The sequence below is a fragment of the Plantibacter sp. ME-Dv--P-122b genome, from assembly GCF_030209375.1.
Lineage (GTDB): Bacteria > Actinomycetota > Actinomycetes > Actinomycetales > Microbacteriaceae > Plantibacter.
This window is the reverse complement of the sequence record NZ_JARVSC010000009.1, coordinates 141,376-162,547: the sequence shown is the minus strand read 5'-3', so window position 1 is coordinate 162,547 and position 21,172 is coordinate 141,376. Positions and strand designations below refer to the sequence as shown.

Here is a 21,172-nt window from a genome sequence, read left to right as displayed (position 1 = left end):
ACATCCTAACCGGCCGCTATTCCGCTCCCCCGGGGCCTCGGGCAGCTCTCAGCCGGTGTGCATGAGGTGGTGTCGACGCGTGGGTGTCAGCGCCCGAACCGGGCGAGGACCGGCGCCAAGGCAGCCTTGAGCTCCGGTGTGCGCAGGAGGGCCAGCACCGCGAGGTACACGGCGGCCATCACCGCTCCGATGACGGCCATGGTGACGATGGCGCCGGGGATCGTGGCGGTCGGGAAGCCCTCCTCGCTGACACCGCCGAGCAGCAGCAGCACGACGACGCCGACCACGGCCGCAGGCACGGCGGCCGCGATGAATCGCACCAGGCTCAGGACGATGCGCCGGCCGTCGAGACCCCCCAGCCGGCGACGGAGCAGCAGTGCGGCGACCACGGTCTGCGCGATACACGCGATGGTGATGGCGAGTGCGACGCCAGCGCCCACCAGATGCGGCGGGAGGACCAGGAGCACGATCAGCGCCAGGAGGATGAACAGGAGGGTCTGGAACAGGGTGAAGAAGAAGGGCGTCTTCGTGTCTCCGAGGGCGTAGAAGGCGCGCTGGAGGACGAAGAGGATGCAGAAGGGCACGAGTCCGATGACGAACGCGATGATGATGCCGCCCATCGCCTGTGCCTGTTCGAACGTCTCGGCGAAGACACTGCCGAACGGCACGGCGACCACCATGATCACGGCCGCTGCGAGCACGATGAGGACGCTCACGACGCGGATGGCCCCGGAGATGTCGGCCTGCAGCCGCTGGATGTCCCGTCCGCGATCGCGTGTGCCCTGCGCGTGCTCGCTCATCCGCGTGAAATAGGCCGTCGCGATCGAGACGGTGATGATCGAGTGCGGAAGCATGAAGATCAGCCAGGCGTAGTTGAGGATCGCGACCGAGGGTCCCTGCTTGCTCACGGAAGCGACGATCTGGGTTTCGACGATCCCCGCACCGGTCGTCAGGAGCAGCATGCCGAAGGTCCAGCTGGCGATCCGCCCAGTGGCGCGGAGGCCGACGCCTCGCCAGTGGAAGTCCGGTCGGAAACGCAGTCCGGCTCGACGCCAGAACAGCATGAGGAAGGCGGCCTGGACGACGACGCCGAGGGTGGCGGAGCCTGCGAGGAGCACTGTTCGGCCGTCGGTCCACTCGCTGACCGCGAGGTCGCCGCTGCCGTACAGGGTGATGAAGGCGATCAACCCGGCGATCGCGATGACGTTGTTGAGCACCGGTGCCCAGGTGAACGGCCCGAACATCTTGCGTGCGTTCAGGACCTCCCCGAGGACGGTGTAGAGCGCGTAGAACAGGATCTGCGGGAGACACCAGTAGGCGAACGCCGTCGCGAGCGCGAACTGCTCAGGCGACAGCGTCGCGGCGACGATGAACACGAACACGGGTGCGAGCAGGGTGATGAGCGCGGTGGCCCCACCGATGAAGACGAGGGTGATGGTGACGAGCTTGTTGATGTACGCGTTGCCACCGTCGGCATGGATCCCCGCACGGACGATCTGCGGCACGAGTACCGCGCTCAGCACGCCGCCACCGATGATGACGTAGATCGTGTTCGGGAGCTGGTTGGCGATCGCGAAGGTGTCGCCGATGACCAGGACGCCGATGGCCTGAGCCACGAGGATCGCCTTGACGAAGCCGAGCAGTCGGGAGACGAGGGTTCCCGAGGCGAGGAGCGCGCTCGCCCTGCCGATGCCGTCAGCCATTCGTCTCCTGTCGTCCGGGTGACGACTCTACCGGGGGCTCACCGCCTGGGGGCTGACCGCTGTCCGGAGCATCCGCGGAGGCGGCGGAGGCGGCACCCGAGCGGCGTCGCTTGGCTCGTCGGCTGAGCACCATGCGGACCACACCGCTGACGAACAGCAGGGCGACGAGCAGGGCGAGGACGACGGCACCGATGCCCTCCCAGTCGGCGCGGACGTTCACGCCCACGAAGGACTGCTCACCGATCGCCTGCCCGCTGGTGCTGAAGAGTTGCAGACGGAGGGTGACGTCGCCGTTGCCGATCTGCGACTGCACCGGGACGAGCACGGTGGCGCGTGAGTCCGCGGCGATCTCCTGCGTCACGGAACCCGAGATGCTCAATCGACCGTTGCTCGGTGAGGCCTCCATGACCACGGTGACGGGATAGGGCAGGTCGTTGCGCACGGCGAACGGCAGGGACACCTCGCCGCCGACCATGTTGATGCGACTGCTGTCGGTGACGCGCACCGACGCGAGGACCGTGTTCGTCCGTTCCTGCTGCGCGGTGACCGCCGATCCCCAGTCGCCCTCCGCACGCAGCCAGCCGGCCGCGAGGCTGGAGAGCAGGGTGGCGCGCTCCCGTCCGGTCAGCAGCTCGGGTTCGTCGAGCACCGAGGAGAAGGCGGTGACGTCTTGTTCCTCGTCGAGGAGGACCTGCACGTCGGACACGCGTTCGCTGTCGGGTTCCATCGCCCCGAGCGTCGCCGCGGCCGGGGGCTCGGCGAGCGTCGCCGCCAGGGAGGTCTGCGCCGTGGCCGGCAGGGAGCGGAGCGCGTTCACGGTTTCACCGAGGGCGGGGAGGGTCGCGTCCACCCCGCGCGGCAGCACGGCGACGACCGTCCCGCCGGACGAACCCTCCGTGCCGATGGCGGCCGCCCGCGCGTTCACGTCGGCGATGGCGCTCTCGAACGCGGCGTCGGTCGTGGCGGCTGCGGCGTCGCCCAGCGACTCCGCGAGGCCGTGGTCGGACAGCAGCGTCTGCGCCGTGCCGACCGTCGCCGAGGCGCGCACGGTCTGTCCGGTGTCAGTCGTGTTCGCGGAGTCGAGCATCGTGACCGTTCCACCCGATGCTGCGAAGACGGCGAGATCCGCATCGGTCACCGCACCTCCCGCCCACACGATGCTGGGGAGCGAGTACCTCCAGCTGAGGAGCTCGTCCATCGTCGGAACGGTCGGCACCGCCTGCCCGGGAGTCCCGGACGGGCTCGGTGTGGGTGCCGGTTCCTCCGACGGAGTGACTGCCGCCGACGGGTCGGTGGACGTGGCCGGTGAGGAGCCGGCCTGCGGCGTCGGCTGGACGTCGTCGGGCCCGGTGGTCGGCGACCCGGTCGGGGTGGGCGTCTCGGTCGGCTGCACGACGGGGAAGTCGGCGACGTTCAGGGCGAAGGAGAACGAGCTCGGGGTCAGCAGTCGGTCGAGGCCGGCTTCGGCCTGCACGGCGGGTTCGGCGTCGCCGTACTGGAGGGCGAAGGTCTCGTTCGGAGCGGCCTCGAGGCGGGCGAGCCAGGCGACCGCGCTTTCCGGTGCGCGCGTGCCGAGCGCCCGGATGGACGCGATGATGCGTGGGTCGATCCCGAGCGCGATCTGCTCGCCGAAGAGTGCGTCGAGCTCCGTCGTGAGCGCACCGTCGTCGGCCGTGAGCTCGGTGAGTTCGTCCGCGTCGAGGAGTCCGCCGTAGCTGAGGGGCACGGTGAGCGGAGCGACGAGCGCGACCGAGGCGGACGTGGGTTGGCCTTGCGCCCGCCAGACGAGCGCCGTCCGACCTCCGGCTGCGGTGTCACCCGCGACGTAGCCGGCCGAGACGCCGTAGGAGCCCCACGCGTCGGTGTCGTCCAACCCCAGCGCCGGAGGCGTGAAGTCGAGCCCGCTGACGACGTACTGCTGTCCGGCGATGAGCTCGGGGATGTCGATCGTCCGCACCACGGTGGTGCCGGCGGGCGTCGCGGCCGCGTCCGCCCCGGTCGTGTCGAGCCAGGCGTCGAGCGTCGCCGTGCCGGTGATCCTCGCCGTGGTGACCGCCACGGACACGGAGCCGGCGGGGAGATCGGCGTCGGTGCCGTTCGTGAGCGTGATGCCGAACGAGGTGAGGGACGAGGGTTCGACCGCTCCCCCGTCGCTCGGGCTCACCTCCACGGACACGAGGCCGTCGGGTGTCGATGCCGTGTTCGCGCTCAGCTCGGGCGAGGCGACCGCGCTGGACCCCGTGGACCAGCCGCCGACGGACACCACGGCGAACGACAGCGCGGCTGCGGCGAGGGCGCTGAGGAGGCGTGAGCGGTGGCGGTGGCGTGTCATGGGCGGTGTGGACGGTCCGCTCGGGCGGAGCCGTCCGGTGACGATTGTACGGGGGCCTCCCAGTCGAACCTGGGTGCTTGTGTCCCTAGAGAGGCCGATGCGACGCCGGCGACGGTGTGAGGCGGCCTCGACCCCTACGTCCGCGGGGTCGGGTCGTACGTCTCGGAGGAGTCCGTCCCGTCCCCTCGTGCTCCGGCTTCGCCCGGTCGGTCCTCCCGGCGCCCGGCGCCGAGCGACAGGGTGGCGAGGAAGCCGACCGCCAGGAATCCTGCGGCCGCGAACGCTGCGAAGCGGGTGCCGTCCGACAGGGCGATCCTGGCGTCGTCGGCCACCGTCGCCGTCGCCGGGTTCGCGTCGAGACCGGCGATGGCGGCACCCGAGCTGTCGACGACGCTCGTCACGAGGGTGTCGCGCTGCGCGGCCGGCACACCGGCGTCCTCGAGTCGTCCGTCGAGGACCGACGCCGTGCTCACGAAGAGGATGGTCCCGAGGACGGCGATACCGAGTGCCGAGCCGATCTGCCTGGCCGTGCTCTGCGTCCCGGAGCCCTGGCCGCTCTGCTCGACGGGCACGTCCTTCAGGACGACGCCCGTCAGCTGTGCGGTGGCGAGACCGACGCCGAAGCCGTAGACGAACAGGAACGGCACGATCGCGAACCATTCGGTGGCCGGCCCGACGACCAGCCCGATGCCCGCGACGCCGATGATCTCCGCGACGATACCGACGCGGACGATGAGGACGGGCGCGACCCGGTTGCCGAACGCGCCGGCGAACCCGCTCGCGACGAAGGAACCGATCGCGAGCGCCAGGAGGATCAGTCCGGTCTGCAGTGCGCTGTAGCCGAGGACGAACTGGAGCCAGATCGGCAGCGAGAGGATGATGCCGAACTCCCCCAGCGAGACGATGAGGGCGGCGATGTTGCCGTTCCGGAACGACGGCAGCGAGAACAGGGAGAACGCGATGATCGTGCTGCGCCCCTGGCGCATCCGGTGGCGTCCCCAGAGGACGAACGCAAGACCTGCGACGACCGTGACCATGAGTGCCACGGGTACCGGGGAGAGGCTGAACGGCCAGGTCCAGTCCCCGATGACGAGCGGGTTGTCCGTGAGCCACCACCCGAGACTCCGGCCCTCGATGAGTCCGTAGACGAGGGACGCGCTCGTCAGGATCGACAGGACGGCGCCGACGACGTCGATGCGGTCGGTCGCGGGTTCCCGTGACTCCACCACGAACAGGAGGAGTCCGACGATGATGAGGACACCGAGCGGCACGTTGATCCCGAACGCCCAGCGCCAGGAGAAGTCGGTGGTGAGCCAGCCGCCGAGGAGCGGACCGACCGCCACCATGCCCCCGATCGTGGAGCCCCACACCGCGAAGGCGATCGCACGGTCGCGACCTCGGAAGGTCGCGTTGATGATCGAGAGGGTCGTCGGCAGGATCATCGCGCCGCCGACGCCCTGGATGACCCGGGACAGGATCAGGAGGTCGCCTGTCGCCGCGAGGGCGGCGAAGACGGAGGCTCCGGCGAAGACCACGATGCCGACGAGCAGCATGCGACGACGGCCGAACCGGTCGGCGAGCGTGCCGAACACGATGAGCAGTGCGGCGAAGACGAGCGTGTAGGACTCCTGGACCCACTGCACCTGGGTCGAGGAGATCCCGAGGTCGTCGACGATCGACGGGATCGCCACGTTGACGATCGTCGAGTCGACGATGATGAGGGCGACGGCGATGCTGATGACGACGAGACCGAACCATTTGCGACGGTCCGACGGCGAGCGCTCAGGCTTCGCGGAAGGCGTGGACTCCGTCATGCGCGGAAACGATCAGCTGGCTGCATATTCTGATTATGCGCCTGCTCGAGGCTGATGTCACACGAGCATCCAGCGGTTAGACGAGGAGCGGTTGCTGGGCACCGTTCTCGCTGTCGCCTCGGCGGTCCGGCTTCGGTCCATCGCCGGGCTGCCGGCTCCGTTCGACGACGCTCTGGCGCTCGCCGTCAAGCGCCACCGCGCGGCGATGGCCGTGCACACCTCAGGCGGTCTTGTCATCATGGCGGCGCTCGTGTGCACCATGGCGGGTCATGCCGCCGGGAGTATATATGCCGGATCAGGTATACACCCGGCAGGACATCCGTCCGGGACCAGTGCCCTCCCCGCCGTGCTCCTGGGGGCCGCCGTGGCGCTGTGACCCGGGCGGCGGCGTCGATCTACTCCGCGTCGTCGCCCTCCCACGGCGGCCGGGCGACCTTGCCGGACATCCGCCACACCGCTCGGGTCAACTCGGGGTGCACGCGGGCGATCTCGCGGAGCACCTCGTACTCCAGGTGATCCGCGTTGTCGCGGTGGTCCTGTGCGTCGTCGAGTGACGAGTACCCGGCCAGCCGCGCCATCGCGTGCTGGGCGGCCAGACCCCGTGCGTGCAGTGCGTCGTCCCGGAGGACGGCGACGACGAGTTCGTCGACCGTCGGCATCGAGGGCAGGAAGTCCCAGGGGTCCTCGCCGTCGCGGGCGCGGTGCTCGATGATCACCTCGCGTTCGAGCTGTGCGTCGCGGCGCAACTTCGGGAGGTCGACGGCCTGCAGATCCACGTACCCTCCTCGCTCCGGCGCACCCCGCGGCGCGCACTCGGGTATCAAGGGTACGCCCGGTATCGGAGGGTGGTGCCGTCAAGGCCCAGCTCCCTCGCGGCCGAGGCTGGTACCCCAGGACCACCGATGTCGTCCGATCGGCGGATGCCGGGGTCGCAGGAGGTCCGTCCTCGTGCGGATGTGGCCGGTCGTAGCGCTCCATAGCGTGGAGTGGGGCCGATCACGCCCGCACCGCGACCGAGAGGCCAGCCCGTCCATGTCATTCCTCACGAGGCTCAGCCTCGCCAATCGACTGATCGTCGGCCTCATCACCGCGGCGATCGTGGCCTTCGGACTCTTCGCGGTCGGTTCCCTGAAGCAGGAACTGCTGCCGTCCGTGCAGCAGCCGGGTGCCGTCGTGGCCGCGACCTACCCCGGCGCCTCGCCGTCGTCGGTGGAGCGCGAGGTCACGAAGCCCGTCGAGCAGGCGGTGCAGGGGGTCAAAGGCGTCACCGGCGTCACCTCGACCTCGGTCAGCGGTTCCACGTCCGTGCAGGTCAGCTGGGACTTCGGCCAGGACGACGAGAAGATCGTCGGCGACATCCGCAGCGCTCTGGCCGGCCTGAAGAGCGCCCTCCCGAACGACACGACCACCGAGGTCTACGCCGGCGGGAGCGACGACATCCCGGTGCTTCAGCTCGCGGTCGCGTCCGAGGACGAGTCGGGTGACTTCGCAGGCAAAGTGGAGACCACCGTGCTCCCCGCGCTCCGTGGGATCGCCGGCGTGCGCCAGGTCGATCTCGCGGGTGAGAACGCCACACAGCTCGTCATCACGATGCGTCCGGCCGACCTCGCGGCCAAGAAGGTGACCGCCGAGGAGGTCATGGCGGCCGTCCAGGCGAGCGGTGTCATCACGGCTGCCGGAACGAGTGTCGACGCGGGCAAGGAGCTCTCGATCGAGGTCGGCTCGGCCGTCGGCTCGCTGGCCGAGGTACAGGCACTCCCCATCCAGCACGAGGATGGGCCCTTCGCGCTCTCCGCCGTCGCGGACGTCGAGCTCGTACCCGCAGCCGAGACCTCCATCGCCCGGGCGGACGGTCTCCCGTCGCTGTCGCTCACGATCCTCAAGGACCCGTCGGCCAACGCCGTCCAACTCGCCCACACCATCCGCGACGCCCTCCCCGGGCTGGAGCAGGAACTCGGCTCGGGTGCGGCCTTCACCGTCGTCTTCGACCAGTCGCCGATGGTCGAGCAGTCCATCCACGACCTCTCCGTCGAGGGCGGGCTCGGGCTGTTGTTCGCGATCATCGTGATCCTGGTCTTCCTGCTGTCGATCCGGTCCACGATCATCACGGCCGTGTCGATCCCGCTCTCCCTCCTCATCGCGATGATCGGACTGTGGATCGGCGACTATTCGCTCAACATCTTCACGCTCGCAGCGCTGACCGTCGCCGTCGGCCGGGTGGTCGACGACTCCATCGTGGTGATCGAGAACATCAAACGTCGGCACACCGGGCGGGCGATGACGACCACGAGTGTCGTCGAAGCTGTCCGCGAGGTCGCCGGGGCCGTGACCGCGTCGACGATCACGACGGTGGCCGTGTTCCTTCCGGTCGCCTTCGTCGGCGGGACGGTCGGCGAGCTGTTCCGACCGTTCGCCGTCACCGTTTCGGTCGCGCTCATCGCGTCCCTCGTGGTGTCGCTCACGATCGTGCCCGTGCTCGCCTACTGGTTCATGCGTGGGTCGTCCGCCCCGGCCGCGGGCATGGCCGACGGCGGGGAGGCCGGCGTCGTGGCATCCGCGGTCGAAGACGAGTCCGAGGCGTACTCCAAGCTCCAGCGGGCCTATCTGCCGGTCCTGCGCACCGCCCTGAAGCGTCCGGTCGTCACTTTGCTCGTGGCGGCGGTCGTGTTCGCCGGGACGATCGTCTCGGCCGGATTCCTGAAGACCGACTACCTCGGCGACATCGGGGGCGAGAACACCGTCACGGTCACGCAGGAGCTCCCGGAGGGGACGAGCCTCGACGTGACCAGCGACGCGGCCGCCGCCGTCGAAGCGGTCCTCGCGAAGACCGCGGGCGTCTCCGGGTACCTGACCACCGTCGGTGGGAACGGGTCGAGCAACACGGCACAGATCAGCGTGACCGTCGGTGAGGAGAGCTCACGCGAGGGCGTAGCCGACACCATCCGGAAGGCCGTGGCGAAGCTCGACGACGTCGGCGAGGTCACCGTCGGTGACGCCGCCGGTGGATTCACCGGTGGCGGAGGAGGCATGGAGGTCACGCTGCAGGGTGAGGACCCCGAGGCACTCGCAACGGCGGCGGCCGCGGTGCAGGACATGCTCGGCGGTACGGACGGTCTCCGCGATGCGACGAGCGACCTCGCCGACGAGCAGGGCCTGCTCAAGGTGAACGTCGACCGCGCAGCCGCCGCCCGGTACGGCTTCACGCAGGAACAGGTCGGCCAGGCCATCGCCAGTGCGCTCCGAGGCACACCGATGGGTTCCGTCATCCTCGAGGGAGCGTCTCGCGACATCATCGTGCGCTCGCAGCGGGTCGGCACGACACCGGCCGAGATCGCCGCGCTCCCCCTTCCGGTCAGCGCCTTGCAGCAGGCCGCGGCCCAGAAGGCCGCGAGCGACGCCCTCACGGCCGAGCAGGACGAGGCCACCCAGCGTGCGAAGGACGAGGCGGCATCCCAGGCCGCGACCCAGCGCTCCGAACTCCAGGAGGCCCGCTCGACCGCGGCGTCGCAGCTCGACGCCCTGCGGGCTCAGCTGAGCGCCCTGCAAGCGGCTCCCGTCGAGGTGCCGCCGGTCACGCCCACGACGCCGGAGGAGGAGGCGGCACGACAGGCCTACGAGGCACGCGCCGCCCAACTCGCCGGGTTGAGCGACGCCATCTCCCAGCTCCAGGGCTCGATCACGACCATCGACGAGCAGCTGACCGCGATGCGGGATGCCGAGACCGAGGCCGCCGAACAGCAGGCGGAGGCTGACCGCCTCACCCAGGCGCAGAAGGACCTCGCCAACGTCAGCGCCGTCCCGATCCCGGTCAGCGCCGTCGCGCAGGTCGGCGAGGAACGTGCCGCAGCGGCGATCACGCGCATCGACGGCGTCCGGACCGTGACCGTGTCGGCGACGCCGACGGGCGACGACCTCAGCGCGACGACGCTCGCTGTCCGGGATGGCCTCGACGGCCTGGACCTGCCGAGCGGGGTCACGGCCTCGGTCGGTGGTGTCGCCCAAGAGCAGGAGGAGTCGTTCGCGCAGCTCGGCCTCGCGATGCTCATCGCGATCGTGCTCGTCTTCATCGTCATGGTGGCGACGTTCCGGAGCCTCCTGCAGCCGCTCATCCTGCTGGTCTCCGTGCCCTTCGCGGCGACCGGCGCGATCGCGGCCCTGCTCATCACGGGGACGCCGCTCGGCATCCCGTCGATGATCGGCCTCCTCATGCTCATCGGCATCGTCGTCACGAACGCGATCGTCCTCATCGACCTGGTCAACTCGTACCGGGCTCGAGGCGACAGCATCGACGACGCGGTCTTGCACGGGGCCAGGCTCCGTCTCCGGCCGATCATCATGACCGCCTGCGCGACCATCTTCGCGCTCGTGCCGATGTCGCTCGGCCTCACCGGCGGTGGCGTGTTCATCTCGCAGTCGCTCGCGATCGTCGTGATCGGCGGCCTGGTGTCGTCGACCCTCCTGACGCTCATCCTCGTGCCCGTGCTGTACCTGCTCCTGGAGCGCCGGACCGAGCGTCGCCTGGCGAAGCGCGAGCGGAAGCGCGAAGCGAAGGCCGCTCGGCACGAGGCGGAGGAGCACGACGAGCAGACCGACGAGGACCTGGACGCGATCCTCACCACGGATCGCTGACCACGGCTGCGGGGCGGGCGATCCGGCCCACCCCGCAGCTGGCACACTGGTGGGCGTGGACCAGCGACTGATCGACCTCCTCCGTTCCGACCTCGACGCGGCCGGGTACACGGTCGAACGGGTGCGCGGCCTCTGGGGTGAGACGGCGGAGGCCGCGCTCCACCGCTCCAACCGGGTCGTGGCGATCCGCTCGCTCGACGAACGCCGCCGGACGGCGGGAGCGGAACCGCTCGCGACACTGGCGACGCTGTTCGTGCTCGGGGTCGCCGTCGGGGCCGACGATGCGACGCGTGCACTGCCGTCGCTCGGTCTCGACGGCGCGGTGGCGCTCGGCCTTCTCGGCCTGGGCGACGACGGATCGGTCGTCCCGGCCATCGACCTGCGCCCCTACGCCTGGGTCGACGCCAACGGGAGCGGTGCCTGGTGGATCGCCTCCGACCTCGGCGAGCTCGCGCTGGGTCACGAGCTCGGCGAGGAGCACGTCCTCGGGGTCGGCGGCGCGTCGATGACCTTGAGCGGCATCATCCTCCCTGAGCGGATCGGAACGGCACTCGACCTCGGGACCGGGTGCGGCATCCAGGCGCTCCACCTGTCGCGGATCGCGGATCACGTGGTCGCGACGGACATCTCCGAGCGAGCCCTCGAGCTCGCGGCACTCAACGCGCGCCTCAACGGCATCGACTCGATCGAGTTCCGCCACGGCAGCATGTTCGAACCCGTCGCCGGCGAACGGTTCGACCGCATCGTCTCCAACCCGCCGTTCGTCATCACCCCGCGTGCCGAGGGCGTGCCGAGCTACGAGTACCGCGACGGCGGTCTCGTCGGTGACGCGCTCGTCGAGTCCGTGTTCCTCGAGGTCGCCCGGCATCTGACGCCCGGCGGCGTCGCGCAGTTCCTCGGGAACTGGGAGTACCGCGACGGCGCCGACGGGCTGGAGCGCGTCGCCGGGTGGGTGGAGCGCAGTCCGGAACCGGTCGACGCCTGGGTCATCGAGCGCGAGGTGCAGGATCCCGCCGAATACGCGGAGACCTGGATCCGGGACGGTGGCACACGGCTCGGGACGCCGGAGTTCGAGCGCTTGGCGGGAGCCTGGCTCGACGACTTCGCGGCCCGGGCGGTGACCGGCGTCGGGTTCGGGTACGTGCTGCTCCGTCGATCGGACCCGTCCACTGCACTACGCCGATTCGAGCGGCTGCACGGGCAGGCGGGCTCGAACTCCGCCGGGCTGGGTGCGCACCTCGCCGTGTGTCTCCTCGCTCACGACTGGCAGACCGCGCTCGACGACGGACAGCTGCTCGGCGAACGCGTCGTCCTCGCGGGCGACGTCACCGAGGAGCGCCACTACTGGCCCGGGGACGAGGATCCGACGGCGATGACCCTGCGGCAGGGCGGCGGCTTGGCGCGCTCCGTGGGGATCGACACCGGCCTGGCGGGGCTCGTCGGCGCCTGTGACGGCGAGCTGACCCTCGGGGCGATCATCGATGCGATCGCCCAGCTCGTCGAGGTCGACGCGTCGGAACTCCGCGCCGAACTCCTCCCCCGCGTCCGCGCACTGCTGGACGACGGCATCCTCCTGCCGAGCTCCTGAGGCGTTCCGGCACGCTGGCCCTACTCGTAGTGAAAGCGTGCCTGGGCGATGAGGACGCCGTCGTCCGTGAGGCGGTAGACCAGTCGATGCTCGTCGGTGATCCGCCGCGACCAGAATCCCTGGAAGCCGTGCTTGAGCGCCTCAGGTTTGCCGATGCCCTCGTTGCCGTTCCGGATGATGTCCTTCAGGAGGAGATTGATCCGTTTGACGATGCGCCGATCCTGTTGCTGCCAGTGGCAGTAGTCCTCCCTGGCGGCGTCGGACCAGATGAGCCGCACGCCGACTACTCGACCAGGTCGTGCTCGGAGCCCTCGCCGGCCTCGAGGTCGTCGATGGCCTGGATGAGCCGACGCGCGTTCGACGGCGTCCGGAGCAGATACGCCGATTCCTTCAAGGACTCGTAGTCGTCGAGCGCGACGATCACGACCGGGTCGCGCCCCGCTCTGGTGATGATCACCTCCTCGCGGTCGTCGAGGACCGAATCGAGGGTGGCCGCGTAGTTCGCGCGGGATTCCGAATAACTGAGGGTACGCATCAACATCCTCCAAGTACAACAAACTGTACGTCTGCTCGCTGGAGTTGTCCACAGCCCCGACAGGGTGCCGGTTCGGGCGGTCTTCCAGGTGATGGCGATAGTCTGCCGTGTCGGACCGACCGACGCCGCCGACGAAAGCGACCACCCTCCATGCCGGAGAGCCCACTCTCAGCCAGCCCGTACGAGGTGCTCGGCGTGAGCACGACGGCGACGCAGGACGAGCTCCGGAGGGCCTACCGACGGCTCATGCGCGAGACCCACCCCGACCTCGGCGGAAGCGCGCGGCAGTTCAACGCCGTCCAGCTCGCCTGGGAGCGCGTCGGAACCGAGCAGGACCGGGCCGCCTACGACCGCGGGCGCAACGTGCCGTCCTCCGACGCAGGCGACGACGATGCTCCGACCTGGTCGGCGTCGACCACCGGTCGTTCGGGTACGCAGCGCGCCGACTCGCGACCTCGCGCTCGTGCCTACGGGCACCCCGGCGGAGACTCGCGGGAGGCCTACCTCGGGCTCATCCGCGAGTGGGTCGGCCGCGGTGTCCCGCTCGACGACCCCTACGACCCGAAGCTCGTCCGCTCGGCTCCGCGCGAGATCCGGCACCAGCTGGCCAACGCGCTCGCCGAGGAGCAGACGGCGCGCACCGTGGCGACGCTCGGCATCGGATACACGGTCTGGCACGACGTCCTGGCGCCGGGCGAGGCGAAGCTCGACCACGTCGTCCTCGGCCCGACCGGCCTCTTCGCGGTCAAATCGGAGGACTGGGGTGGCCCGGTCCGGGTGCACCGCGGAGAGGTCGTCGGTGAGACGCTCGATCCTCGCGAGGAGCCCGTCCGGTCGATCGTGCGCTCGGCGCGGACCGTCGCGAAGGCGGCCCGGGTGAAGTTCACGGCTTCCGTCATCGTCGTGCCGGACGGCGCCACCCCGGAGTCGGTGGAGTTCATCGGTCGCAAGCATCCGGTCACGGTCCTCGTCGAGCGCTCCCGGCTGGCCGACCTCGTCCGCACCGGTCTCCCGGGCGTCGACCGCATGGGTGGCAACCAACTGTTCGACATCCGCACGCGCCTGCAGCAGACCATCCGCTTCGTCGGAGTCTGACATGACCCTCGAGCAACCCCGTTCGCCCTCGGCTGAAGGCCGGGTCGACAGGGTGGGGCCGAGCGTATCGTCGCTGGCGAGGCGCCGGACGGTGCCTCGACGCTGACGGATTGGAGCGACGATGAGCGCAGAACTCAACGGCAAGCAGGTGGCCTTCCTGCTCACGGACGGCTACGAGGACAGTGAACTGACGAGCCCCTGGGAAGCGGTCACCGGAGCCGGAGCGACCGCTCGACTGGTGTCGCCCGCCACCCAGGACGTGACCGGGAAGAACGGACACGTCCAGCCCGTCGACGTCGCGGTCGCCGAGGCGTCCTCCGACGACTTCCACGCACTCGTGCTGCCGGGCGGCGTCGTCAATGCGGACGACCTCCGCGTGGACGAGAACTCGGTCGCCTTCGCGAAGGCGTTCTTCGAGCAGGGCAAGCCGGTCGGGGTGATCTGCCACGGCGCGTGGATCCTCATCGAGGCGGATGTCGTCCGCGGGCGTGAGCTGACGAGCTACCCGAGCCTCAAGACGGATCTGCGGAACGCGGGTGCATCCTGGGTGGACGAGGAGGTCGTCGTCGACCAGGGACTCGTGTCGAGCCGGACGCCCGACGACCTCCCGGCCTTCAACGCGAAGCTCGTTGAGGAGATCGGTGAGGGCGAGCACGACGGCCAGCACGCCTGACGTCGCTTGCACTGAGACACGCGAACGCCCGGTCCTGGTGGACCGGGCGTTCGTCCGTGCGGGTCAGACCCAGCCGCAGATCGCGCGAAGCAGCTCGAGCAGCTTTCGGTAGAAGTCCAAGAGACCCCCTCCTCTCATGTTGAACACTGAAATGAAACATGAGAAATCTTGTCAGAAGGCAGGTCGTCACACAGTCCCCGAAACGGCGGACATGCCGTCGGCGTTCGCCCGTCCGACGCGCACGAACGCCCGGCCCCTCGGAGGGACCGGGCGTTCGAGTGCTGTGTGGAGGCGCTTACGCCTTCTTGTTGCGGGTCAGTGCGCCGTAGATGAGCAGCACGACGATGGATCCGCCGATGGCGAGGAGCCACGTCTGCAGCGAGAAGAACTCCTGCAGGTTCACGCCGAAGAGGATGCCGCCGAGCCAGCCGCCGAGCAGTGCGCCGACGACGCCGAGCAGCAGCGTGATCAACCAGCCGCCGCCCTGGCGGCCCGGAAGGATGGCCTTGGCGATGGCGCCGGCGATGAGGCCGAGCAACAGGAAGCCGAGAAAACTCATGATGTCTCCAAATGTGATTGCTGGATCGAACGGGGTGCCGGTCGACCGTGTTACTGCCCCCGCCGGTGGGCGGGGGCAGCCACTGTATCGCGAGGACTAGTGCTTGAACGCGTCCTTGACATTCTCGCCGGCCTTCTTGGCGTCAGCCTTCGTCTGGTCGGCCTTGCCCTCTGCGACCTTGCTGTCGTCGCCGGTGACCTTGCCCAGGGCTTCCTTCGCCTTGCCCGCGAGGTCCTCAGCGGCGTTCTGGATCTTGTCCGATGCACTCATGGCGTTCTCCTTCGTCTGCGTTGGAAACCGGTGATGATGTCCGGTCAACGGGTAAGACGCAGCTCCGCGACCATTCGTCACGGAATCCGTTGAAAAACTTCCGGGGCGTCGGCGGTGACCGATCGAATGCGAGACTGGAGGTTCGTGTTCAGCCAGGCAGCGCCGCCGTCCAGACCCGCCAGGAGGTGAATCGCTTGAGGACAGCATCCCCTCGCTCGGGCTTCGCGCGCTTCCTGCGTGTCGTCCGCAACACGATGTTCTGGATCATCGGCGTGATCCTCGCCATCGCGCTGGTGATCTTCGTCTGGTTGCAGTTGACCCCGTGGCCGGGCTCGATGGTCATCCGCATGGCGTTCGACGAGCGTGCGAAGGTCGTGCAGTCCGATCTCGTGAAGTACGTACCCGACGGAGTCGACGTCCGACAGGACATCCCGTACCGCTCCGGCGACGCCGACGCATTGCTCGACGTCTACACGCCCGACGGCGTCCGCGGCAGTGGCGCCGCCCTCCCGACGATCGTGTGGGTGCACGGCGGAGCTTGGATCTCCGGGAGCAAGGAACTCATCTCCAACTACATGCGTGTGCTGGCGGGCGAGGGGTACACGGCGGTCGCGGTCGAGTACACGATCGCGCCGGAGGGGCAATACCCGTTGCCCATCGAGCAGGTCGCCGATTCGCTCGGCTATCTCGACGCCAACGCACGCGCGTTCAACGTGGATTCGTCCAAGCTCATCCTCGCCGGCGACTCCGCCGGTGCGCAGATCGCCGCCCAGGTCGCGAACGTGGTCACGAGTTCCGAGTACGCGAGCTCCATCAAGGTCGAATCGCCGATCGAACCGGAGCAGCTCGCCGGGGTGGTCCTCGCGTGCGGGGCCTACGACCTCAGCCTGGTCAACGCCGAGGGCAGCTTCGGGTGGTTCCTCGACACGGTGCTCTGGTCGTACTTCGGAGCGCGCGACTACAAGACCCGACCGGAGGTGGCGTCCGCGTCCGTCGTCGACTACCTGACGGCGAAGTACCCGCCCACGTACATCACGGTCGGCAACTGGGATCCGCTCTACCCGCAGTCGGTCGAGTTCAAGGCGAAGCTCCAGGGTCTCGGTGTGGACGTGCAATCGATGATCTTCAACCCGGACTTCCGTCCAGGGCTCGAGCACGAGTACCAGTTCCTGCTCAACGACCAGGGCCGGTTCAACCTCCAGCGCATGGACGCCTTCATCGACGGCGTCACCGATACGAGTCTGCCGTTCGGGCAGCAGGGTCCGCCCGTCCGCTGAATGCCCTGTGTCAGGGAAGGCGGATGCGGTCGCCGTCCTCGACGAGACGACCGTGGAGCACCGCCTGGGCGAGCGTCAGGTCGAGCCAACGCCGAGCAGTCTCACCGAGGCGACCGTAGCCGAGCACCGACGCCGCCTGCATCGGCAGTTGCTCGCGGTCGACCTCGTGCTCGGGGCTCGCGGTGATCACGAGCTCCATGGCGTTGCAGATCTCCGCGGGACTGATGTCGGTGACCGCGCGGTGGTCGCGGTGCACGACCCGGCGGACACCTCGCCAGGTGACGACGTCGAGCCCGGTGGGCCAGGCGAAGCCGTTCTGGACGACGAACGCCTCGGTCACCAGCGCTGACAGCTCGGTGCGCGACTCCTCGGTCGGTCGGTCGACGCCGAAGCGCCGGGCGACGATGGTCACGAGTCGCGGGACGGCGATCGGGCCCTCGGTCGTGAGGATCGTCGACGCGACGCGGGTCACGGCCGCCTTCGTGAGCTCGAGGTTGTCGAGGACCGATGCCGGGCCGATGACGGAATCGTCGGCGAGCTCGAAATCGGTGATGGCGACGCTCAGCGGGACGACCGGGGCCGACGCGGTGACGGGGAGTGCGACCGGGTCCACCAGGCGGGTCGCGGAGCGCTCGCCGGTTGACGATGCCTCGTCGACGGGGTCCGGTGACTCCGAGTCGGTCGGTTGCTGAGCAGGAGGTGTCGGCGTCGTCCGCGGTGCCGGATCGGGCGTGCGCCGCGGCGAGTGGTCCGCGGAGGGATCGGCGTCGTTCGTATTCGGTGTGGCCGGCGTCGCGGAGTCCTCCGAGAGCGCACGTTCAGCGCGTTCGCGCCAGGCCTTCGGGAGCCAGGTCGACTTCGCGACGAAGCCGTTCCACCCGCGACTCACTGCGCCACGCTCCGATCGGAGCGCGGGCTGGCAGAGCGACGATGCCCTGCGGGGTGGGTCGACGAGGTCAGAGGTGGCACCTCCACAGGATAGACCGCGGCGGACGTACGCTCAGCTCGCCGTCTGCCGACGCGCCTCGCGTCGGCGCTCGCGTTCGAGGTCCGCGGTTGCAGCCTCGGCAGGTGTCGGTGCCGTTCCGCCCAGGGTGCGAGGTTGCCACCACGCCCCGGTGCCGTCGACGGGATAGTCGCGTTGCAGTTCGTCGACCATGCCCTGCAGGCGGTCGCGGAGCTGCTCGGTGCTCGTGCCGACGTCATCACCGGGCGCGACGATGATCGGCTCGCCGAACGAGAAGTGCACGGGGACCCCGAACCGCTCGCGGAAGCCGACCCGGTGGTTCTTCGTCAGGAGGCGATGACCGCCCCAGACCGCGACGGGGATGATCGGCACGCCGGCCTCCTGCGCGAGGCGGACGGCGCCCGACTTGAGGTCGCGGACGGTGAACGAGGCGCTGACACCGGCCTCGGGGAAGACCCCGACCAGCTCGCCGCTGCGCAATGCGGCGACGGCGTCGGCGTAGGCGGCCGCACCGGCACGCATGTCGACCGCGATGTGCCGCATACTCCGGAGGAGGCGGCCCACGATGGGCTGGTCGAAGGCACCCTGCTTGGCCATGAATCGGATGCGGCGGCGGTTGTGGAGGACGGTCGCCCACTCGACGAGTGCGAACTCGAGGTAGCCGAAGTGGGTCATCGCGATCACCGCGCCTCCCTCGTCGGGCAGGTGCTCGATGCCGGTGGTGTGACGGCGCAGGCGCCAGAAGCCGAAGAGGGAGCGACCGACACCGACAGCGGTGTCGTACACGGGCTCGATGGGGCGTCTCATGGCGACACCGTACGACAGTGACCTGGGGAAGTACCGGGGTGGACACCCGGGGAAGCACCGGGCTAGGGCGCTTCGGGAACCCCTTCGTCGTCCGACCACACGCCCGATACGATCGCAGGATGACGGTGACGCAGACGGGCCGCTCGCGCGGCAGCTACGCCAAGACGGCGGCAAGACGCCGGGAGATCCTCGAGGCGGGGATGGACGTCTTCGCCGAGCAGGGGTTCCGCAGTGGATCCCTCCGTGAGGTCGCGGAGCGCGTGGGCATGAGCCAGGCCGGCCTCCTGCACCACTTCTCTACCAAGAACGACCTGCTCGCTGCGATCCTCGACTTCCGCGACGACCGGGACCGCGAGGAGTCCGGCATCGAGATCGGGAGCGGCATCGAAGGCATCCGCGGGCTCCTCCGCCTCGTCGAGCACAACATGCGCGTCCCCGGTCTCGTCGAGCTCCACTGCGTCCTGTCCGCCGAGGCGACCTCACCGGACCACCCGGCGCACGAGCACTTCGTCCGGCGGTACAGCTGGTTGATCGACGGGATGACCCTCTCCTTCGAGGTGATGGCGCGCGAGGGCCAGCTGGTGGCCGGCGTCGAGCCCGCGAGTGCGGCGCGTATGCTCATCGCGATGATGGACGGCCTCCAGTTGCAATGGCTGCTCGATCGCGACTCGGTGGACATGGCCGAAGAGACCCGCCGTTCGCTGCGGCCGCTGCTGACCGTCGAGCTGTAGCCCGCACTCCCCCGCCGTGACCGGGAGTTCTCCACATCCGCGTCGCCCGTCGGTCCACGACTCATATCTGATATTAGAGTTGGGGTGGCTGCGGGACAACGCGGAGGGGAAGTCCTTATTTTGACTAATTCAAAACAACTCGATACGGTGGCTGCATGAACGGATCGGAGGTGGAGTCGGCGACGAACGACTTCAACACGAAGATCCGGGCAGCCGGGCTCCGGGTGACCACGGGACGCCTCGCCGTCCTCGAGATCCTCGCCCGGACACCGCATGCCGATGTGGAGCAGGTGGTCGCGTCCTTGAAACCGCGCGCCCCGCAGACCTCGCCACAGGCCGTGTACAGCGTGCTCAACGCCTTCGTCGCAGCCGGTCTCGTGCGCAGGATCGAACCGGACGGCCATCCCGGCCGGTACGAGCTGCGTGTCGACGACAACCACCATCACCTGGTCTGCAGCTCATGCGGCGCCGTCGTCGACGTCGACTGCACACAGGGTGCGGCGCCGTGCATGCACCCCGACGACGCGGCGGGGTACGTCATCGACACGGCCGAGATCACGTTCTGGGGAGTGTGCCCCGCGTGCCAGGCGGATGCCGCCTGACGCCGTTCCACAGACCACTCGACGGCACCTCCATGCCGATCGTCAGCTGTCACCGCCAAGGTGGCAGTGCTGAATCCATCCGACCGTCCGACCAGCCCCACCCTCGAGGAGAGACATGTCCGAGACCAGCTACACCACCACCAACAGCGGAGCACCCGTCGCGAGCGACGAGCACTCCCAGAGCGTCGGCGCAGACGGAGCGATCGCGCTCCACGACCACTACCTGGTCGAGAAGCTCGCGCAGTTCAACCGCGAACGGGTCCCGGAGCGCGTCGTCCACGCCAAGGGCGGCGGCGCGTTCGGACGCTTCGTCACGACCGGCGACGTCTCGCAGTTCACGCGCGCCGCGCTGTTCCAGCCGGGCGTCGAGACCGAGATGCTCGCACGGTTCTCGACGGTCGCCGGTGAGCAGGGCAGCCCCGACACCTGGCGCGACCCCCGCGGCTTCGCGTTGAAGTTCTACACGAGCGAGGGCAACTACGACCTCGTCGGCAACAACACGCCGGTGTTCTTCATCCGCGACGGCATCAAGTTCCCCGACTTCATCCGCTCGCAGAAGCGTCTGCCGGGCTCGCACCTGCGCGACCACGACATGCAGTGGGACTTCTGGACGCTCTCCCCCGAGAGCGCGCACCAGGTCACCTGGCTCATGGGCGACCGCGGCCTGCCGGGCTCCTGGCGGCACATGGACGGGTTCGGGTCGCACACCTACCAGTGGGTCAACGCCGCCGGCGAGCGCTTCTGGGTGAAGTACCACTTCAAGACCGACCAGGGCATCGAGATCCTCACGCAGGACCAGGCCGACCAGATCGCCGGCGAGGACGCCGACTTCCACATCCGCGACCTCTCCGAGGCGATCACCCGCGGTGAGCACCCGAGCTGGACGCTGTCCGTGCAGGTCATGCCCTACGCCGACGCCGCGGGCTACCGCTTCAACCCGTTCGACCTCACCAAGGTCTGGCCGCACAGCGACTACCCGCTCATCGAGGTCGGCAAGATGACCCTCGACCGCAACCCGGAGAACTACTTCGCGCAGATCGAGCAGGCGACCTTCGCGCCCTCGAACTTCGTCCCCGGAATCGCTGCGAGCCCCGACAAGATGCTCCTCGCCCGCATCTTCAGCTACGCGGACGCACACCGCTACCGCGTGGGCACCAACCACGCGCAGCTGCCGGTCAACGCGCCGCACGCGCCGGTGCACACGTACTCGAAGGAGGGCGCCATGCGCTACACCTTCAACGATGCGAACGCGCCGGTCTACGCACCCAACTCGGTCGGTGGCGCCCACGCCGACCCTGCGCGTGCCGCTGAGTCCAACGGCTGGCAGTCCGACGGCGAGCTCGTGCGGGCAGCCGCGACGCTGCACGCCGAGGACGACGACTTCGGCCAGGCCGGGACCCTCGTGCGCGAGGTGCTCGACGACGCCGCCCGCGACCGTCTCGTCGGCAACATCATCGGTCACGTCTCGAAGGTGACGCGCCCCGAGCTCCGTGCGCGGGTCATCGCCTACTGGACCGCCGTGGACGGCACGCTGGGCGCACGCGTCGCAGCGGGCCTCCCGCCGCTCGTCTAGAGCCCGCCGCCGAGAGC

Annotated in this window: 18 protein-coding genes; 8 read left to right on the top strand and 10 right to left on the bottom strand. The window is 69.3% G+C overall.

Annotation, left to right across the window (positions count from 1 at the left end):
- Positions 1-86: 86 nt before the first annotated feature.
- The 4 genes from murJ to QRN19_RS15690 all read right to left on the bottom strand — a co-directional run bounded on the left by murJ (position 87) and on the right by QRN19_RS15690 (position 6,625).
- Complete coding sequence (gene murJ / locus QRN19_RS15705; RefSeq protein ID WP_285028130.1) at positions 87-1,703, bottom strand: murein biosynthesis integral membrane protein MurJ; 1,617 nt, start codon at positions 1,701-1,703, stop codon at positions 87-89.
- Positions 1,696-4,035, bottom strand: coding sequence for a DUF6049 family protein (locus QRN19_RS15700; protein ID WP_285028128.1), 2,340 nt, complete (start codon positions 4,033-4,035; stop codon positions 1,696-1,698). Before QRN19_RS15700 ends, murJ begins: the two co-directional genes overlap by 8 nt.
- A 134-nt stretch (positions 4,036-4,169) precedes the next feature.
- The gene (locus tag QRN19_RS15695; RefSeq protein WP_285028126.1) at positions 4,170-5,849 is read right to left on the bottom strand and encodes a DHA2 family efflux MFS transporter permease subunit; all 1,680 of its coding nucleotides are present in this window, start codon (positions 5,847-5,849) and stop codon (positions 4,170-4,172) included.
- 395 nt (positions 5,850-6,244) lie between these two features.
- On the bottom strand, positions 6,245-6,625 hold the full coding sequence (locus tag QRN19_RS15690; protein WP_285028124.1) for a hypothetical protein: 381 nt from the start codon (positions 6,623-6,625) through the stop codon (positions 6,245-6,247).
- A gap of 256 nt (positions 6,626-6,881) precedes the next feature.
- Here QRN19_RS15690 and QRN19_RS15685 point away from each other — a divergent pair, with 256 nt between their 5' ends.
- Positions 6,882-10,478, top strand: coding sequence for an efflux RND transporter permease subunit (locus QRN19_RS15685; RefSeq protein ID WP_285028123.1), 3,597 nt, complete (start codon positions 6,882-6,884; stop codon positions 10,476-10,478).
- Between the two features lie 55 nt (positions 10,479-10,533).
- On the top strand, positions 10,534-12,066 hold the full coding sequence (locus QRN19_RS15680) for a DUF7059 domain-containing protein (protein WP_285028121.1): 1,533 nt from the start codon (positions 10,534-10,536) through the stop codon (positions 12,064-12,066).
- A gap of 20 nt (positions 12,067-12,086) precedes the next feature.
- Here QRN19_RS15680 and QRN19_RS15675 read toward each other — a convergent pair whose 3' ends face one another.
- Positions 12,087-12,344: a Txe/YoeB family addiction module toxin gene (locus QRN19_RS15675; RefSeq protein WP_285028119.1), complete on the bottom strand. Its 258-nt coding sequence runs from the start codon at positions 12,342-12,344 to the stop codon at positions 12,087-12,089.
- A gap of 5 nt (positions 12,345-12,349) precedes the next feature.
- Positions 12,350-12,601, bottom strand: a complete 252-nt coding sequence (locus QRN19_RS15670; protein ID WP_285028117.1) for a type II toxin-antitoxin system Phd/YefM family antitoxin — start codon at positions 12,599-12,601, stop codon at positions 12,350-12,352.
- Between the two features lie 150 nt (positions 12,602-12,751).
- Here QRN19_RS15670 and QRN19_RS15665 point away from each other — a divergent pair, with 150 nt between their 5' ends.
- Both QRN19_RS15665 and QRN19_RS15660 read left to right on the top strand, forming a co-directional pair.
- Complete coding sequence (locus QRN19_RS15665) at positions 12,752-13,696, top strand: J domain-containing protein (RefSeq protein ID WP_285028116.1); 945 nt, start codon at positions 12,752-12,754, stop codon at positions 13,694-13,696.
- 121 nt (positions 13,697-13,817) lie between these two features.
- Positions 13,818-14,369, top strand: coding sequence for a type 1 glutamine amidotransferase domain-containing protein (locus QRN19_RS15660; protein ID WP_285028114.1), 552 nt, complete (start codon positions 13,818-13,820; stop codon positions 14,367-14,369).
- A gap of 295 nt (positions 14,370-14,664) precedes the next feature.
- Here QRN19_RS15660 and QRN19_RS15655 read toward each other — a convergent pair whose 3' ends face one another.
- On the bottom strand, positions 14,665-14,928 hold the full coding sequence (locus QRN19_RS15655; protein WP_285028113.1) for a GlsB/YeaQ/YmgE family stress response membrane protein: 264 nt from the start codon (positions 14,926-14,928) through the stop codon (positions 14,665-14,667).
- A 96-nt stretch (positions 14,929-15,024) separates the two neighbouring features.
- On the bottom strand, positions 15,025-15,198 hold the full coding sequence (locus tag QRN19_RS15650) for a CsbD family protein (RefSeq protein WP_064294062.1): 174 nt from the start codon (positions 15,196-15,198) through the stop codon (positions 15,025-15,027).
- Positions 15,199-15,392: 194 nt separating this feature from the next.
- Between QRN19_RS15650 and QRN19_RS15645 the strand changes: the two genes are divergently transcribed.
- Positions 15,393-16,475: an alpha/beta hydrolase gene (locus QRN19_RS15645; protein WP_285028112.1), complete on the top strand. Its 1,083-nt coding sequence runs from the start codon at positions 15,393-15,395 to the stop codon at positions 16,473-16,475.
- Between the two features lie 10 nt (positions 16,476-16,485).
- Here the strand turns inward: QRN19_RS15645 and QRN19_RS15640 are convergent, their stop codons facing one another.
- Together QRN19_RS15640 and QRN19_RS15635 are read right to left on the bottom strand one after the other, a co-directional pair.
- Positions 16,486-17,364, bottom strand: a complete 879-nt coding sequence (locus QRN19_RS15640; RefSeq protein WP_285028111.1) for a hypothetical protein — start codon at positions 17,362-17,364, stop codon at positions 16,486-16,488.
- A 111-nt stretch (positions 17,365-17,475) separates the two neighbouring features.
- Positions 17,476-18,249 (bottom strand): lysophospholipid acyltransferase family protein, encoded by a 774-nt coding sequence (locus tag QRN19_RS15635; protein ID WP_285028110.1) that lies wholly within the window; start codon positions 18,247-18,249, stop codon positions 17,476-17,478.
- 119 nt (positions 18,250-18,368) lie between these two features.
- On the opposite strand from QRN19_RS15635, the gene QRN19_RS15630 reads away from it, so the two are divergent.
- The 3 genes from QRN19_RS15630 to QRN19_RS15620 all read left to right on the top strand — a co-directional run bounded on the left by QRN19_RS15630 (position 18,369) and on the right by QRN19_RS15620 (position 21,155).
- The gene (locus tag QRN19_RS15630) at positions 18,369-18,980 is read left to right on the top strand and encodes a TetR/AcrR family transcriptional regulator (protein ID WP_285028108.1); all 612 of its coding nucleotides are present in this window, start codon (positions 18,369-18,371) and stop codon (positions 18,978-18,980) included.
- Positions 18,981-19,135: 155 nt separating this feature from the next.
- Positions 19,136-19,582 carry a Fur family transcriptional regulator gene (locus tag QRN19_RS15625; protein ID WP_285028107.1) on the top strand — a complete coding sequence of 149 codons (447 nt, stop codon included), beginning with the start codon at positions 19,136-19,138 and terminating at the stop codon, positions 19,580-19,582.
- 115 nt (positions 19,583-19,697) lie between these two features.
- The gene (locus tag QRN19_RS15620; RefSeq protein WP_285028105.1) at positions 19,698-21,155 is read left to right on the top strand and encodes a catalase; all 1,458 of its coding nucleotides are present in this window, start codon (positions 19,698-19,700) and stop codon (positions 21,153-21,155) included.
- Positions 21,156-21,172: the final 17 nt, after the last annotated feature.

Bases quoted from the DNA above. Each gene is read 5' to 3' on its own strand.
- murJ (WP_285028130.1), bottom strand. From the start codon at position 1,703: ATGGCTGACGGCATCGGCAGGGCGAGCGCGCTCCTCGCCTCGGGAACC.
- QRN19_RS15700 (WP_285028128.1), bottom strand. From the start codon at position 4,035: ATGACACGCCACCGCCACCGCTCACGCCTCCTCAGCGCCCTCGCCGCA.
- QRN19_RS15695 (WP_285028126.1), bottom strand. From the start codon at position 5,849: ATGACGGAGTCCACGCCTTCCGCGAAGCCTGAGCGCTCGCCGTCGGAC.
- QRN19_RS15685 (WP_285028123.1), top strand. From the start codon at position 6,882: ATGTCATTCCTCACGAGGCTCAGCCTCGCCAATCGACTGATCGTCGGC.
- QRN19_RS15670 (WP_285028117.1), bottom strand. From the start codon at position 12,601: ATGCGTACCCTCAGTTATTCGGAATCCCGCGCGAACTACGCGGCCACC.
- QRN19_RS15665 (WP_285028116.1), top strand. From the start codon at position 12,752: ATGCCGGAGAGCCCACTCTCAGCCAGCCCGTACGAGGTGCTCGGCGTG.
- QRN19_RS15660 (WP_285028114.1), top strand. From the start codon at position 13,818: ATGAGCGCAGAACTCAACGGCAAGCAGGTGGCCTTCCTGCTCACGGAC.
- QRN19_RS15655 (WP_285028113.1), bottom strand. From the start codon at position 14,928: ATGAGTTTTCTCGGCTTCCTGTTGCTCGGCCTCATCGCCGGCGCCATC.
- QRN19_RS15650 (WP_064294062.1), bottom strand. From the start codon at position 15,198: ATGAGTGCATCGGACAAGATCCAGAACGCCGCTGAGGACCTCGCGGGC.
- QRN19_RS15635 (WP_285028110.1), bottom strand. From the start codon at position 18,249: ATGAGACGCCCCATCGAGCCCGTGTACGACACCGCTGTCGGTGTCGGT.
- QRN19_RS15630 (WP_285028108.1), top strand. From the start codon at position 18,369: ATGACGGTGACGCAGACGGGCCGCTCGCGCGGCAGCTACGCCAAGACG.
- QRN19_RS15625 (WP_285028107.1), top strand. From the start codon at position 19,136: ATGAACGGATCGGAGGTGGAGTCGGCGACGAACGACTTCAACACGAAG.
- QRN19_RS15620 (WP_285028105.1), top strand. From the start codon at position 19,698: ATGTCCGAGACCAGCTACACCACCACCAACAGCGGAGCACCCGTCGCG.